The sequence below is a fragment of the Caballeronia glathei genome, assembly GCF_000698595.1.
GTDB classification, from domain to species: Bacteria; Pseudomonadota; Gammaproteobacteria; order Burkholderiales; family Burkholderiaceae; genus Caballeronia; species Caballeronia glathei.
In genome coordinates this window covers 257466-272456 of record NZ_JFHC01000002.1, presented here as the reverse complement: position 1 = coordinate 272456, position 14991 = coordinate 257466, and the positions used below count along the sequence as shown (strand labels likewise).

Here is a 14991-nt window from a genome sequence, read left to right as displayed (position 1 = left end):
CGCCGGCCGGCAGAAGCAGGCCGCGCAGGCGAAATTTCGCCGGGGTCTGTGCGTAGAATCCGTTCGCGCGAATAAAGAGTGACAGACCTCGCGCTCACGAAAAGGAACTCCCATGCCGGAACGATTGTTAAGAAACCCGCTGAAAAAGCCGCTGAAAAAATCCTTTGCCAGCCAGCAGCGGAAATCGCCATTCCACGCGATGTGCCTGCGCGGCGCAGGCATCGTGGCGATCGCGTCGAGCGCCGGCTTCCTGCCTCTCGCGCACGCTCAGGGCGTGCACGATGCCCCGCCTGCCAGCGCCGTCGAACATGGCGGCATGGCGGCGGGCGCGGGAAAGGCACTGTCGCCCGCCGACCAGCAATTCATGGACAAGGCGGGCCAGGCCGGCGCCACCGAGATCGCATTGAGCACGCTCGCGCTCTCCCGATCCAGCGACGCGCAGGTCAAACGTTTCGCGCAGCAAATGATCAGCGACCATACGCGCCTTGCGCGCAATCTCGACGTCATCGCGAAGCGGCACGACATCACCGAGCCGGCGACCGCGGACGCATCGATTGTGGGAAGCCTGCAAAATCTCCAGGGCAGCGAGTTCGACAAGGCCTATATTGAAAAAGCGCTCGAAGGCCACAGGAAGGCCGTCGAGCTTTTCAGGAACGAGAGCGAGAGCGGCAGCGACGCGCTCCTGAAATCCGCGGCGGCCAGGGCCCTGCCGATCATCACGCACCACTACACGATGGCGCAGCAGCTCGCGAAGGCCAAGGCGGTCGCGTCATGAACGCCCTGTCCGCTTTTCCCAACCGGCCGGCTTATGAGGACTCGACCATGCACATCACCTTTGCAGACGATCCACCCCTATTCGACGGCGTCGACGTCGCGATCCACTTCACCGCCCTGGTCGACGGCAAGCCGGTCGTCTGCTCGATCACGGCCGAGGCGCTGGAAGACCATTTCGGCGCGCCGTCGCTGCGTGAGGAACATCTGATGCCCGCGTACGAGCAGGGCCGTGCGCGGATCCGGGCGGTGTGCGCCGAAGCGCTCGACGACAACGGCGGCCAGCCGGTCGTGCTGAGAAGCGGACTCTTTCGCGTGGAGGGCATGGAGCGCAAGTAGCGCCTGCCCCCGATATCCTTGGACAACGCAGCACCGGACGAAAACGGAGGCAACATGTCGCTCATCATCGCTGGCCGATTCCAGACCTTTCCCGCCGCCGAGGCCGCTGCGCAGCGGCTCTTCGCGCGCGGCTTCGTGGAAGAAGACGTCACGCTGTTCTTCGTCAATCCGAGCGGGCAGCACGCGCGCTATCCGATCGGCGGCGACGTCGGCACCGACCCCGGCGCACAGGCTGCGCCCAAGGGCGCCGGGCGCGGCGTGACGATCGGCGCGGTCATCGGGGCGGTGGTCGGCGCGGCCGTGTTCGCGCTGTTCAAGGCGCCGCTGCTCGTGTCGGCGATAGCGGCGGGCGTCGGCGCGTACATCGGCTCGCTGGCGGGCGCGATGTCGCACACGCGCGCCTCGAAGCCGCACTCGGCGACCTCGCACGCCAATCAGGAAAACGCGCGGCACGCGGGCGTGCTGGTCGCGGTGCACGTCTCGCCGGAAACGCAAACCGACGCAGCGACGATCCTGCGCGAGGCAGGCGGCATGGACATCGAACGGGCGTCGGGGCGCTGGAAACAGGGCCGCTGGAGCGACTTCGACCCGTTGCAGCCGCCGCATCCGGTCGGTGAATACGTGGAAAGGCGTGCGTGATAGCGCGCTTGATCGATTGGCTCGATTGGCTCGATTGGCTCGATTGGCTCGATTGGCTCGGGTGGATCGCAGGAAAGGCCGTCTCGGGGTGACCCGGCGGCCTTTTTCACTTCTGGATGCGTCGCAAGTTCGATCGGGAGCGTTGCATCGCGTGATGGCGTCCGTCAGACCCACACTCGCGGACGCGCTTCGCGCGGCAGGCCCGCGCGCCTGTCGATGCGGCGTTCCCCGCCCATGTTCTCGCACGTCGCGGGCAGCACGCGCGCGGTAGCCCTTCCTTCGCGCAGATCGCAAACCTGCTCTTGCGTAACGGGCGCAACCGCCGCAGGCGGCGCCGCTGCGCTTTTCGCATCGAGGGTGTACTGGCGAATCTGCAGGACGATCGCCGAAGCGACGATCGCCACGAAGACAAGCCATTCGCGGCTGTTGACAGTCATGCTGCTCTCCCTTGCCATGGTTGCCCGGCAATGCAGCGACGCACGCCGTTCTTTGTGCGACAGAAAAAGAGCAAGCGCCATGCCGGGCGGCGGCGGCCATCCATGCCGTGCCTGCCACCGCGCGGCACGCCGCGATCACGGCGAAATTCTTACGAGCCGCCCTGTAAATTCGCAGCGTCGCGCGCTCCGGGCGCCGGAACCCCGAACGCTGGCACGGGGCCGCGGCGGGCACGCCGTATGCGTCTATCCGCTCGACCGCGTCCCGCCGGGATTTCATTGCGGAGAAACTTCGATTGAAAGGAGGTATTACATGAGCACGAACATCGTATCGGTACTCAATGATCTCGTCGAAACGTCGAAGGACGGAGAAAAGGGTTTTCTCAAGGCCGCCGAAGACACGCGCGATCCGAGCCTCAAGCTGCTCTTCCAGAACCGCGCTGAAGACTGCGCCAGGGGCGCAAGCGAGTTGCAGGACCTGGTGCAGCGCCTCGGAGGCAAGCCCGAAACCGGAGGCACCGTGGGCGGCGCACTGCATCGCGGATGGGTGGACGTCAAGTCGGCTGTGACGGGCCGTGACGACCACGCGATCCTCGCGGAATGTGAGCGCGGCGAGGACGTCGCGAAGAAGAACTATCGCAATGCGCTCGACAAGGATCTGCCCGCCGATGTCCGCGCAGTCGTTGAACGCCAGTATCAGGGCGTGATGCAGAACCACGATCGCATCCGCGATCTGCGCGATCAGTACGCCGCCACGAAATCCTGAGGCGGCGCGTTAGCCGGATGACGGCTTGAACCGAAGCCGCCATTGCCGTCATGGCAATGGCGGCTTTTTCATGCCGATGGAGTCGCGCGTGTCCCGATGAGCGCGACCCGAAGAAAAGCCCGGCCGCTTTCGCGGCCGGGCTGCTTGTCTCGCGCGAGTGGCCGAACGCCTGGAAGCGTCCGGTCGATAGCCCCTACTGCGGCGCGCCCTTGTCGTTCGTACCGAGCGCCGACGCGGCAGCCGCCGCTGACGCCCCCTTCAGCTTGTGCGCCTTGTTCTGCTGATGCAGCGTCGTGCCCTTCGACTTCTGGGCCGCCGTGCCCGAGGCCACGCCCGTCGCACCGGGACTCGCGGACGTGCCGCTCCCCGTTGTCTGCGCGAAAGCCGGTGCGGCAAATGCGACTGTCAGCGCGCCGATCACTGCAATCTTCGTCGTACGGATCATGAAAAGCTCCTTTTCCTTGAGGGCTTGCCCGCGTCACCGGAGTCACGCGGTGACGAGCCACTGTGAGTGACGTCCTGTTTTTTTGTAAGTTGCCTGAGGCGCTGCCTGTGTCATCGGAGCCATCCGGCGCTATCCGGCGCTTAACGCGGCGCGGCTCCGGGAGCGACATGCCGCATTGCTGCTGCGGGCTGTTGCTGCACGCCCGCCGGGGCTCGCGCCGCGACGGGCCGTTGCACTACGCCATTACTGCGCCGCAATTTTAAGATGGTTCTTCACCGACGCGACACCCGACACGTTCGCCACGACCTCTTCCGCCGCGGACTTGTCCTCGGCCGACGGCACGGTGCCGGTGAGGTTGACCACGCCCTTGACGGTCTTCACGTGGATGTGCGTCGACTTCACGTTCTTCGCGCCGAGCAGTTCGGCCTTGACCTTGGTCGTGATGGCGCTGTCGTCGACCTTCTGGCCCATTGACGTGTCGGCCGGTCCGGAGGCCGTCGTGGTCTGCGCGCTCACGTTCAGTGCGAACACCACGCACGCGATGCTGCCGGCTGCCTTGAGGAGATGGGTCGTCTTCATGAAATTGCTCCTTGTTTTCAGTTTTGAAGGTACGCCCGCGCTGGATACCCCGGACGCGGACACCTCGTTCTGCCGCTTTGATACGTCGCGCCCCGTAGCGACGCGATCGTGAAAGGGTCACCGCAACTTGCGTGCCGTGCCGCGCGAAACGCCGCCTGCAACGCATCGCCACATCGCGTGAATCCACGCAGCCACAGGCTTTCCCGCCGATGCCGAACAATGTCTCGACACGCGTCCTGACGCTGTAAAACGGCATCGCGGGGCGCGTCGCGGGACGCGGCGCTTTTGTCGGAACATGTGTAAAAACTGCGTGGAACGGGTCGCCGGACGGCCCGGCGACGCGTCTTCGGATCGTGCGAAAGCCAGACGACAAGCGGATTGCGGACCACATGGCACGACAGTTGCTCAACAGGGCATCACGAATGTGGGTTCCGTCAAGAACAAACGAGGATTAGCACGCAATGCCGCCCTTACTTGAACTACGCGCCAAGCAAAGCCTTGCGCTCACGCCGCGTCTGCAGCAATCGGTTCGCCTGCTGCAACTCTCGTCGCAGGAGTTCCAGCAGGAATTGCGCAACGCGCTCGACACGAATCCGTTCCTCGAATACGACGAGTCGCAAACCGAGGACAACGCGCTTAGCAACGACAACGGCAGTTCGATGACCGAGGCATCGTCGGCAAGCCCATCGAATGAGGCCATGGCCGAAGCGCCGCTCAACGGCGAGAGCGCATCCGAGTCCGAGTCCTCGGACCCGGGCTCGCACGACGAGTCGATGAGCGAGTTCGCCTCCGACCCGTTCGGGCGCTCCGCCTCGCGCAACAGCGGCGACGGCGAAGGCTCCGATCCGGCCGACTGGGTGCGCATCGAGCCGTCGCTGCACGAGACGCTGCACGACACGCTGCGCCTCTATCCGCTCAACGAGCGCGACCGCGCCGTGGCGCAGCTCATCATCGAAGCGCTCGACGACGATGGGTATCTTCGCCAGGACCTGACCGAGCTCGCGGCGCTGGTCGACATCGAGCCGTCGCTCGGCGAGGACGAGTTGCAGATCGCGCTCAAGCTCGTCCAGTCGCTCGACAAGCCGGGCGTCGGCGCGCGCAATCTGTCCGAGTGCCTGTCGCTGCAGCTGGAAGCGATGTCGTCGGACACCCCGGGGCGCGCCGTCGCGCTCGAGATCGTCCACCATCATCTGGAGCGGCTCGCGCGCCGCGAGCAGGCGGAGCTGCAAAAGAAGATCGGCTGCAGCGCCGACGAACTGCGCATCGCCTGCGCGCTCGTGCGCAAGCTCGATCCGAAGCCCGGCGAGAACTACGGCCAGGCCGAGGACAACTATGTCGTGCCGGACGTGATCGTGCGGCAGGTGAAGAAGAACTGGGTCGTGACGATCAACCCCGCCGTGCTGCCGCGCGCCCGCATCCACCGCATGTATGCGGAGCTGTTCGCGCAGTCGGCGGGCGCGAGCCGCTCGCCGCTCGCGCAGCAGTTGCAGGAAGCGCGCTGGCTGATCCGCAACGCGCAGCAGCGCTTCACGACGATTCAGCGTGTCGCGGAGTGCATCGTCGCGCATCAGAAGGCGTTCTTCGACTACGGCGAGATCGCGCTCAAGCCGCTCGTGCTGCGCGATGTCGCCGACGAACTCGAACTGCACGAATCGACGATCTCGCGCGCGACGGGCAACAAGTACATGGCGACGCCGCGCGGCATCTTCGAGTTCAAGCATTTCTTCCCGCGCGAGCTCAGCACGGAAAGCGGCGGGACCTGTTCGGCCGCGGCCGTGCGTGCGCTCCTGAAGGAGATGATCGCGAAGGAAAACACGCGCGACCCGCTTTCCGACGTGAGCCTCGCGAAGATGCTCGCGGACCAGGGCGTGATCGTCGCGCGGCGCACCGTGGCGAAGTACCGGCATCTCATGAAGGTGCCGCCGGCGGAATTGCGCCGGCAGGCGTAAGGCCCAGCGTGCGTCGGCTGCGCCGGATGCGTTGCGCTGCATCCGTGGCGCTGCGTTCGCTGCGGTTTGGGTTGGCGCCTTCGGGGTTCGCCTCGAAGGCGTTTTTTTGCGCGCTTTTTTGCGATCTTCGCGGCGCCTCGCGCAAGGCTTGCCGCGGCCGCCGACGAAGGCGCTATCTCCAGCCGGCTTCCCGGTGCGTGCGCTTGCGCGCCGCCGTCGCCGAAAGTTCGGCGCCGAGCAGGAACACCGCCGCGGAGTAGTAGAGCCACATCAGGATGATCGCGAGCGATCCTGCCGCGCCGAACATGTTCGCGGTGCCGGCGTGACTCAGATAGAACGCGAAGAGCCGCTTGCCGCCCTCGAACAGGAGCGCGGCCGCGAGCGCGCCGAGGGCCGCGTCGCGCCACTGCATGCGCGCGCTCGGCAGGAACTTGAGCAGCACCGTGAACGCGACGACCAGCATCGAAAGCGAGATCGCGCGCTGCGTGAGGCCGGCCACGATGACGAACGGATCGCTGTCGCCGAGCGCCCAGCGCCCGAACACCTCGACGAGCGCATCGAGCACGAGCAGCGCGACGACCAGGAAGCCCGAGCCGACCACCAGCCCGAACGAGATCAGCCGCACGCGCAGCAGCCCGACGATGCTCGCTCGCGTGCTCACGGCGGGCGTCGGCCAGATCACGTTCAGCGCGCTGTGCAGCGACGAGAACGTCGCCGATGCGCCGACGAGCACGCCCGCCACCGAAAGAATCGCGGTGCGCCGCGCGATGTCGGCGTGCCATGCGTTCGCGACGATCGCTTCGAGCGCGCGCGCCGCTTCGTCGCCCACCACGCCGCTGATCTCGCCGAAAAGGCGCCCCTGCACGGCGTCGGCGCCGAAGAAGATGCTCGCCACCGCGATCACGATGACGAGCGTCGGCGCGATCGAAAAGGCCGCGAAGAACGCGATCGCGGCGGAAAACATCAGGCAGTGGTCCTGCGCCCATTGCGTGAGCGGGGCCGCGATCCACGAGAACCAGCCGCGCAGCCTCGATGTGCGGCCTTGCGCGACGGGCGCGGGAGCGGGAGCGGGAGCGGGAGCGGGCTTGGGAGAGATGTCCTGGTTCATCGGGGCGGCGTCGGGTCCGGCCAGCGTGCCGGGTGTCGTCATCGGAGTCGGTCTGAGGACCGATGTTAGCCTCGGGCGACCCCGCGCGTGTCGCCGATGCAAAAAAACGGCGCGCTCCCCACGGGAAAACGCGCCGTTTGCGCCATGCCGCGTCCGGACTAGCGGTCTTCTTCGTCGTCGGAGTCGGTCGCCGAATCGCCGATTCCCCGGATTTCTTCCTCCACTTCGTCCGGCAGGATATCGCCGTCGGCGGCGAAATTGTTGTCGCCGTCCGCCGACGCCGCCTCGCCGGTGCCGTAGCGGTCCGTGTCGCTCGCGAGTTCGGCGTCCGACTGGCCGAGCGCGTGGGCGTCGAGTTCGTCCTCGATGTCGCCCGGGTAGCGCTTCTCGCCCTGCACGTCCGAGCCGCTGTCCGACGAATCGCTTGGCCCCAGCGCGCCGGTGCCGTGCCCCTTGCCGACTTCCACTCCGTCCCCTTCGGACGGGTCCAGTGTGCTTCCGCTCATCGTTGACCTCCGCTTGTGAGCCGCGCGTCGAGCTCCATTACTCGTGCAGAGTCATGTTTCGCAAGGCGCGTGCCGCGAGCCGCGCCAAAAACAAGGCCCCGCGCCGGAAGCCGGCGCGGGGCCTGAACGATGCAAAACGAACAAGCTGAAGTCTCAGCTCGAAACCTTCGCCGGCTGCTTCACCTCGGCGACCTGCTTCACGGTCTTTTTCGTGACGGATGCCGCCGTCGCGACGCTGCGCAGATCGCGCAGGAACGAATCGCGCCACACGGAGAGATTGCATTCGCGCAGCGGCGCCATCATGTCGGCGTGGCGCGCCTGGCGCTCGGCGAGCGGCATCGAGAGCGCGCGCTCGAGCGCTTCCGACATCTGCGACAGATCGAACGGATTCACGACCAGCGCCCCGGGCAACTGGTCCGCGGCGCCCGCAAACTGCGAGAGCACGAGCGCGCCCGGATCGGCGGGATCCTGCGAGGCCACGTATTCCTTCGCGACGAGGTTCATGCCGTCGCGCAGCGGCGTGACGTAGCCGACCTGCGAGAGACGGAAGAGCGCCATCAGCAGGTTGCGGTCGTACTTGCGGTTCAGGTACTGGATCGGCGTCCAGTCGAGCTGAGCGAAGCGCCCGTTGATGCGCCCCGCCTCGCCTTCCAGGTTCTGGCGGATGCGCTGGTAGGTCTGCACGTCCGAGCGCGTCGGCGGCGCGATCTGCACGAGCGACACGCGGCCGTGCCAGCCTGGCGCGTTCAGCAGCAGCCGCTCGAACGCCTGAAAGCGCTCGACGAGCCCTTTCGAATAATCGAGGCGGTCGACGCTCATGATGAGCTTGCGCCCGCGCATGCTGTCGCGCAGGCTCTTCACCGGCTTGCGATTCGAGAACTGTTCGGCGGCCTTGGCGATCGCGTCCGGATAGATGCCGATCGGATATGCGCCGACCTTCAGCATGCGGCCGTGGGCCTGCACCATGCCGTCTTCGCTCGAATGGCCCAGATGGCCGCGCTCGATGTAATCCACGAACGACTGCTTGTCCGCCTCCGTCTGGAACCCGACGATGTCGTAGCTGCACATCGCCTTGATCAGTTCCTCGTGCGGCGGCACGGTGCGCATCACTTCGGGAACCGGGAAAGGAATGTGCAGGAAAAAGCCGATCGGATTCGTGATGCCCACTTCGCGGCATTCCTGCGCGAACGGCAGCAGGTGATAGTCGTGCACCCAGATGATGTCGTCGGGCTCGATCAGCGCCTTGAGTTTCGCCGCGAGGCTCGCGTTCACGCGCGCGTAGCCGGCGTATTCCTCGCGATCGAAGCGCGAAAGGTCGTTGCGGTAGTGAAACGTCGGCCACAGCGTGGCGTTGGAAAAGCCACGGTAGTACTGGTCGTAGTCGCGGCGGGTCAGTCCGACCGTCGCGTAGGTCACGTTGCCCCGCTTCTCGAGCACGGGCGCCGACGCCTCGCCGACAATCTCGCCGCTCCAGCCGAACCACAGTCCGCCTGTCTCCTTCAGCGCGTCCAGAACGCCGATCGCCAGGCCGCCGGCGGCGGGCTTGCCTTCCTGGATCGGCGCGACGCGATTCGATACCACGATCAATCTGCTCATTACAGCGTCACCTCATCAGTTGTCGTTGCATGCTCGAATTGGCGAAAGAAGGTATGCAAGACCCATGCCTCGTTTTTACAATCAGTAAAATAAAATTTGTATATAGATGTTACTGACGAACGAAACCACGCGGCGCTGGCGCGCCGCGAAGAATATTGCATCTGCGGACGGTGAAACGGACGGCGGAGTTCAGGCGTCCTGTTCCGAGCCGAGATCGCGCTGGTAGTCGATTCCTTCGCGGCGCACGCCGCCCTGGTTGTGCTCGCCATCGGGCGGAACGCCAGGCGCGGGGCGGTTCTGGCCGGCCGGGTCGTGCATCGGCGCGCTGGTCGCGGCTGCGGGCGGCGCCGCCTCCTTGGCGGCTTCGGCGCGCGCTTCACGCTTTGACGAATGACGCGCGGAGCGTCGGAGTGCGGGGTGCCTCATGGTGCCTCCAGAGAAGAAGGCCGTCGGAGAACGAGTCGGCGGCGAGCAAAGCTGCTGCGAAAAAACGACCGGCGCCGCTGAAGCACGCCGGTCATTGTTACGCCATCCGTTGCAATGTCTACAGCGGAGGTGGAAATTTCTTCAATACTTGCACGATTTCGGGGAATGCCCCCTTCGCGGCAGACTTCGCTCACCTCACGTGCGGCGTTTCGTTCGGACCCGGAGGCGGATCGCCGATCGGCTGCTGCGGCGGAACCGGCGGCTCGCGGGTCGGGTCCGGATTCGTGTCCGGCGGAATCTGGGGCGGCGGCGGCTCGTCCGGCGGCGTCACCGGCGGGTCCGGCACCTGCGGAGTCTGTGCGCGAATCGAAGCGGGATCGGACATGAGGGCCTCCTGGCGGTTGTTGTGATGGTCGGGCCTGCGTGCGCATCCGGCTCAAGCCCGACTTCACTTTCAGCAAGGGCCATGCCCCCGAACACCGTTCCCGCCGGGTCTCTTCCCTGCGTCTCTTCTATCTCATTATCGGCGCGATCGGCCGGACTGCCAACGAAAAACGCCCGCGCCTTGCATGGCGCGGGCGTGCTTCGCGGCTATCCGGCCGGCGCCTGGCGCAGCGCCCTTTCGTCTGCTCTTTCGCGCGCCGGCCGGCCTTTGCGGCTAGCGGTTTCCGGCGTCCGCGTCGCCGAGTTCGCTCGCCTCGCCGACCGCGGCCTTGCTCGCGTCCTCGCCGTATTCGACGAGCCGGTTATACAGCGTCTTCAGGCTGATGCCGAGGATTTCGGCCGCACGCGTCTTCACGCCGCCGCATTGCTCGAGCGTCGCGAGAATCAGCTGCCGGTCGGCTTCCGCGAGTGACGTGCCGAACGCGATCGTCACCGCCGTTCCCGCCGACGGCTTCGAGAGCGAGATCTGCAGCGGCACCGTCGCCGTGCTGTCCGATTCGGCGCCCGACATGATGTACGCGCGCTGCACGTAGTTCTTCAGTTCGCGCACGTTGCCGGGCCACGGATAGGAGGCCAGCATCTCACGCACCGCCGACGGAAACTGCTTCTTCGTGTTGTAGCGCGCGTTGAGTTCGTCGAGGAACGCCTGCGCGAGCAGTTCGACGTCCTTGCCCCGCTCGCGCAGCGGCGGCAGGTTGATCGGGAACACGTTGAGCCGGTGATACAGGTCGAGGCGCAGCTTACCTTCAAGCACGGCCTGCTCCGGATCGCGGTTGGTCGCCGCGATCAGGCGCACGTCCGTTTCGAGTTCCTTCGTCGTGCCGACGCGCATGAACATGCCCGTTTCCAGCACGCGCAGGAGCTTCACCTGAAGCTCGATCGGCATCTCGGTGATTTCGTCGAGAAAGAGCGTGCCGCCGTTCGCGCGTTCGAAATAGCCCTTGTGCTGGCGATCGGCGCCGGTGAAAGACCCGCGCTCGTGGCCGAACATCTCCGACTCGATCAGGTTCGGCGAAATCGCGCCGCAGTTCACCGCGATGAACGAATGCTTGCGGCGCAGGCTCAGCTCGTGCAGCGTCTGCGCGGCGACTTCCTTGCCGGTGCCTGACTCGCCGATCAGCAGCACCGAGGCGGCCGTCGGCGCGACGCGCCCGATCTGGTCGTAGACGGTCTGCATCGCCGGCGAATTGCCGAGCATGAGGCCGAAACGCCCCATGCGGCGCAACTCGCCGCGCAGCGTGCCGATTTCCGCCTTCAGGTCGCCGGGGCGCGGCAGGCGCGAGAGGATCGCCTTCACGCGCTGCATGTTGATCGGCTTGACGAGATAGTCGGTCGCGCCCATCTTGAGCGCGCTCACGGCGGACTCGACCGTCGCGTGGCCGGTGATCACGATCACCTCGACGCCCGAACGCGGATCGAGGTCCTCGAACAGATCGACGCCCGAGCCGTCCGGCAGCTTGAGATCGGTGAAAACGACATCGGGCGTCTGCCTCACGAGCTGGATGCGCGCTTCGCGCAGGTCGCCGGCCGTGGCTGTCGTCAGTCCGTCTTCGCCGATGATCGCGGCTAGTGCCTCGCGGGTACTGGGATCGTCATCGACAATCAATACGTGTGGCATGCGTCTCGAGTTTTTCCAAAGTGTTTCAGGTCACGCGCCGGTGCGGCGCGGATGTCTCTGGGCGGGCGCCGCAGCGCCGCCAGGCCGAGCGCGTCTGTCCGGTAGAGCGGAGCAGCGCGCTGAAGTGAAAAAGTTTCCGATGTTCTGCACGGCTATGGATTGCGTGGATGCAACATTTGCCATACAGCGAAATTATTGCTGTTTATGGTTTGATTATAAGGCTTTATCGGGATGAAACACACGCCCTATGGACGCGCGTTCGTCTTTCGAAATACCGCGATAAAGCGTTGCAAACGGCGCTTGCAGCGATGTCGAAGCAAGCCTCAGCTGCGGGGAAAATGCCAGGCTTCGGGCGTCCCGCCGATCACTCCGCTGCCGTTCGCATGGGCGGCGTCGGCGGGCGCGATCGACGACGCGCTCGCGGGCGTCGCCACCTTGCCGCCCTCGTCTTCCCAGCGGTTGAGGTCGCGCGCCGCGCGCCGTTTCGACGCGTCCTGCGACTGCACCCACTTCCAGGCGAGCACGCTGCCGACCGCGAACAGTGCGCCGAAGATTCCGATTCTGGGTCGTGCCATTGTGTTCTCCCTTGTCGTCAAATGCATGCGTCAAACCACGTGAATCCGGTGAAGCGTCTTCAGCGCGAAACCAGCAGGCCGATGAAGAATCCGATGCCAGCCGCGACGCCTACCGCCTGCCACGGGTTCTCGCGCACGTACTTCTCCGTGCAGTCGATGCCCGCGCGGTAGCGCGACTGCGCACTCGACTGGGCATCCTCGAGGGCGCCGCGTGCCGTCTCGACGTGATCGCGCAGACGCGCGCGCAGTGCGTCCACGCCTTCGCCGGGCAGCGATGCGGAGAGGCGCAGCAGTTCTTCCGAATCGTTCAGCAGCACCTTGATGTCTTCGATGATCTTTTGCTTGCCCAACGCAAGCTGGACAGTCGTCTGACTCATGTCGTCAATTCCTTGCCGTTTGTCATGGGGGGAGTTCATGGGTGAGCGCATGGGATAGTTATACGGGAATCGGTCGCGACTGCACGTCCTGACTGCACGTTTTTCTCGCGCGCTCGCCAGGGGTCAGCGCGATCGCCTTTGCGCGACGCGCACGGCGGCGAACCGGCGCAGCTTGCGCACGAGCCCTGCAAACACGAGCGCCCCACCCATCGCGCCGAATACGACGCTCGTCACGTTCGCCGCGCGCGTGAGCGCGGGCGTTCCGGCCGCGTAGGCGAGCACCGCGCACATCAGCGCGGTGACGAGCGCCACCGCCGCCCAGTGATAGATGTCGATTGGCTCACCGGTCTGGAGTTCCGGGCGATCCACGCCCGGCGCGCCCGAACGGCTCGCTCGCGCACGCCGGACGGGGCGTGGCGCGTCTTGCACGGGAATCTCGAAATTCAGGGAGTCTTCCATGGCGGTCCGCCGGAAACGGCCTTTTCAATTGCAGATGCCCCCTTCCCGCAGCTTTCGTGCCAGGCGCTCGAAGCGCACTTTATTCGCGCGTTCAACCGTGCTTCGCGCAGCGCCCGGACCACGGCCGACGGGTAACTATTACGCCGTCGCCATGTAACTTTCGCGAACGCGGCGGTGAAGCTTGCCGGCCGCGCGGGCCAAGGCGCGCGGCGATCAGACAAATTGCGCGCGAAGCCCCGAAGCTCATTGCCGCGACGTCACCGCGAATGGTTAAATAGCGTTTATGAGATAAGTCGCGTGCCCTTCGCCATCCAGTGCGGTCGCGGGCATTCGATATGGATTCCACGCACGATCGGGCCATCGACTCGTCGATTTGCGCGTGAAGCGCGACAGCCCGTCGTCCCTGTGCCGCGCCAGCGACGAGATACGCATCACCGCCGCGGGCCCTCGCGAACGACGCCCGGGCGTCGCGCGTCGTTCGAGCCGACGCAATCTCTCCGTGAGCGGCTGCCTGCCGCTTGCCCGGAGACCGAATAACATTTGCAGGACAAAACACACATGGCGTCAACCGATCTGGACCCGCCGGCCGTCGCCTCCGGCGTCACGCCGGCGCACAAGAAACGCAGCGCGGGAGCAGTGCCGGGCCTGAAGTCGTTCGGACTTTTATACGGCTCGTCGCCCGTGATGCTGGAGTTGTATTCGCAGATCGAGCGCGTGGCATCCACCGACGCGACCGCGCTCATCATCGGCGAATCCGGCACCGGCAAGGAACTGATCGCCCGCACGATCCACGATCACAGCGCACGCAAGGACGCCCCGTTCATCGCCGTGAACTGCGGCGCGATTCCCGACAACCTGATCGAAGCGGAACTCTTCGGCCACGAGAAAGGCAGCTTCACGGGCGCGGTGCAGGGGCGCATCGGCTATTTCGAGCATGCGAACAGCGGCACGCTCTTTCTCGACGAAGTGACCGAGATGTCGCCGGTGCGGCAGGTGAAGCTCCTGCGCGCGCTCGAGACCGGCACGTTCTTTCGCGTGGGCGGCAGCGACCTGATCCATTCCGACGTGCGCGTGATCGCCGCGACCAACCGGGACCCGGTGGTGGCCGTCAAGGAGAACGGCCTGCGCGAGGACCTGATGTACCGGCTCGCCGTGTTTCCGCTGCGCGCGCCGCCGTTGCGCGAGCGCGATTCGGACCGCGAGTTTCTCGCGCAGCATTTCCTTGCGGAGATGAACGCGCAGGAAGGAACGAACAAGTCGTTCAGCAAGCGCGCACTCGACATGCTGCGCACGTATTCGTGGCCGGGCAACGTGCGCGAGCTGAAGAACACGGTGTACCGCGCGTTCATTCTCGCGGAGAAGACGGTCGAGATCGCGCATCCGCATCTGGCGTCGCGGGTGAAGAAGCCCGTCACGCAGGGCGACGCGATGAACGTGTGGGTCGGCACGCCGCTCGCCGACGCGCAGAAGCAGATCATCCTCGGCACGCTCAAGCACTGCGGCGGCGACAAGCGTCGCGCGGCGAAGGCGCTTGGCGTCAGCCTGAAGACGCTCTACAACCGGCTTGGCGCCTATGAGAACGAAGGCGCCGAAACCGACACGCCGAGCCCGACGACCGAAGGCTGAAGCTCCGCTCCCTTCACGATGTTCCTGCAGCGCCGGCCCTGAAGCCGGCGCTTTCGTTTTGGCCTGAGCCGGCGCTTTGCGGCCCTTCGCGACCCTTCGCGGCCACGTTGCGGCTCGTGCGGGTTTGTCGAGGACATGGCGGGCGCGTCGCTGACTTGCCGCTTTCAGGCGGCACCATCGTGGTCCGTCCGGTCTTCGCCGCTTGCCACAATTCCCGCTCGCTGCCGCATCCGTTTGCAATTTCTTGCAATTTTCTTTGTCCGGTAATTAGAAGCATGCTTCAAAATCTCGGGCAGCCGCGTATTGCTTAGGGTTCCGAGGTTTGTGCCACGGC

Annotated in this window: 18 protein-coding genes; 6 read left to right on the top strand and 12 right to left on the bottom strand. The window is 65.6% G+C overall.

The genetic code is table 11. The features are described from left to right. The first annotated feature begins 112 nt into the window (after window positions 1-112). The 3 genes from BG61_RS03065 to BG61_RS03055 are packed head-to-tail and all read left to right on the top strand — an operon-like array spanning window position 113 to window position 1749. On the top strand, window positions 113-775 hold the full coding sequence (locus BG61_RS03065) for a DUF4142 domain-containing protein (protein ID WP_232255979.1): 663 nt from the start codon (window positions 113-115) through the stop codon (window positions 773-775). Then, entirely contained in the window at window positions 772-1110 is a 339-nt protein-coding gene (locus tag BG61_RS03060; RefSeq protein WP_318289520.1) for a DUF1488 family protein, read from the top strand. The genes BG61_RS03065 and BG61_RS03060 overlap by 4 nt, the downstream gene beginning before the upstream one ends. A gap of 54 nt (window positions 1111-1164) precedes the next feature. Beyond that, on the top strand, window positions 1165-1749 hold the full coding sequence (locus BG61_RS03055; RefSeq protein WP_035926639.1) for a membrane protein: 585 nt from the start codon (window positions 1165-1167) through the stop codon (window positions 1747-1749). Window positions 1750-1913: 164 nt separating this feature from the next. Here BG61_RS03055 and BG61_RS03050 read toward each other — a convergent pair whose 3' ends face one another. Then, the gene (locus BG61_RS03050; RefSeq protein ID WP_051672225.1) at window positions 1914-2186 is read right to left on the bottom strand and encodes a hypothetical protein; all 273 of its coding nucleotides are present in this window, start codon (window positions 2184-2186) and stop codon (window positions 1914-1916) included. A 310-nt stretch (window positions 2187-2496) separates the two neighbouring features. On the opposite strand from BG61_RS03050, the gene BG61_RS03045 reads away from it, so the two are divergent. Further along, window positions 2497-2949: a PA2169 family four-helix-bundle protein gene (locus BG61_RS03045; RefSeq protein ID WP_035925982.1), complete on the top strand. Its 453-nt coding sequence runs from the start codon at window positions 2497-2499 to the stop codon at window positions 2947-2949. Window positions 2950-3142: 193 nt separating this feature from the next. Here BG61_RS03045 and BG61_RS03040 read toward each other — a convergent pair whose 3' ends face one another. Both BG61_RS03040 and BG61_RS03035 read right to left on the bottom strand, forming a co-directional pair. Continuing rightward, entirely contained in the window at window positions 3143-3394 is a 252-nt protein-coding gene (locus tag BG61_RS03040) for a hypothetical protein (protein ID WP_035925985.1), read from the bottom strand. 243 nt (window positions 3395-3637) lie between these two features. After that, complete coding sequence (locus BG61_RS03035; protein ID WP_035925987.1) at window positions 3638-3973, bottom strand: BON domain-containing protein; 336 nt, start codon at window positions 3971-3973, stop codon at window positions 3638-3640. Between the two features lie 461 nt (window positions 3974-4434). Between BG61_RS03035 and BG61_RS03030 the strand changes: the two genes are divergently transcribed. Next, entirely contained in the window at window positions 4435-5922 is a 1488-nt protein-coding gene (locus tag BG61_RS03030; protein ID WP_035925989.1) for an RNA polymerase factor sigma-54, read from the top strand. A gap of 172 nt (window positions 5923-6094) precedes the next feature. On the opposite strand, the gene BG61_RS03025 is transcribed toward BG61_RS03030, so the two are convergent. The 9 genes from BG61_RS03025 to BG61_RS02985 form a co-directional block, all read right to left on the bottom strand. After that, the gene (locus BG61_RS03025) at window positions 6095-7072 is read right to left on the bottom strand and encodes a YihY/virulence factor BrkB family protein (RefSeq protein ID WP_232255980.1); all 978 of its coding nucleotides are present in this window, start codon (window positions 7070-7072) and stop codon (window positions 6095-6097) included. Window positions 7073-7188: 116 nt separating this feature from the next. Further along, window positions 7189-7536 (bottom strand): hypothetical protein, encoded by a 348-nt coding sequence (locus BG61_RS03020; protein WP_051672224.1) that lies wholly within the window; start codon window positions 7534-7536, stop codon window positions 7189-7191. 153 nt (window positions 7537-7689) lie between these two features. Next, window positions 7690-9132, bottom strand: a complete 1443-nt coding sequence (gene otsA / locus BG61_RS03015; RefSeq protein ID WP_035925991.1) for an alpha,alpha-trehalose-phosphate synthase (UDP-forming) — start codon at window positions 9130-9132, stop codon at window positions 7690-7692. 189 nt (window positions 9133-9321) lie between these two features. Beyond that, window positions 9322-9558 (bottom strand): hypothetical protein, encoded by a 237-nt coding sequence (locus BG61_RS03010; RefSeq protein WP_035925993.1) that lies wholly within the window; start codon window positions 9556-9558, stop codon window positions 9322-9324. Between the two features lie 190 nt (window positions 9559-9748). Beyond that, window positions 9749-9943 (bottom strand): hypothetical protein, encoded by a 195-nt coding sequence (locus tag BG61_RS03005; protein WP_035925996.1) that lies wholly within the window; start codon window positions 9941-9943, stop codon window positions 9749-9751. 273 nt (window positions 9944-10216) lie between these two features. Further along, on the bottom strand, window positions 10217-11620 hold the full coding sequence (locus tag BG61_RS03000; protein ID WP_035925998.1) for a sigma-54-dependent transcriptional regulator: 1404 nt from the start codon (window positions 11618-11620) through the stop codon (window positions 10217-10219). A gap of 323 nt (window positions 11621-11943) precedes the next feature. Next, complete coding sequence (locus BG61_RS02995) at window positions 11944-12195, bottom strand: hypothetical protein (RefSeq protein WP_035926000.1); 252 nt, start codon at window positions 12193-12195, stop codon at window positions 11944-11946. 59 nt (window positions 12196-12254) lie between these two features. After that, window positions 12255-12572: an ElaB/YgaM/YqjD family protein gene (locus BG61_RS02990; protein WP_035926003.1), complete on the bottom strand. Its 318-nt coding sequence runs from the start codon at window positions 12570-12572 to the stop codon at window positions 12255-12257. A 123-nt stretch (window positions 12573-12695) separates the two neighbouring features. Beyond that, window positions 12696-13031, bottom strand: coding sequence for a hypothetical protein (locus BG61_RS02985; protein WP_035926005.1), 336 nt, complete (start codon window positions 13029-13031; stop codon window positions 12696-12698). 558 nt (window positions 13032-13589) lie between these two features. Here BG61_RS02985 and BG61_RS02980 point away from each other — a divergent pair. Then, window positions 13590-14657 (top strand): sigma-54 interaction domain-containing protein, encoded by a 1068-nt coding sequence (locus BG61_RS02980; RefSeq protein WP_035926008.1) that lies wholly within the window; start codon window positions 13590-13592, stop codon window positions 14655-14657. Window positions 14658-14991 lie beyond the last annotated feature (334 nt).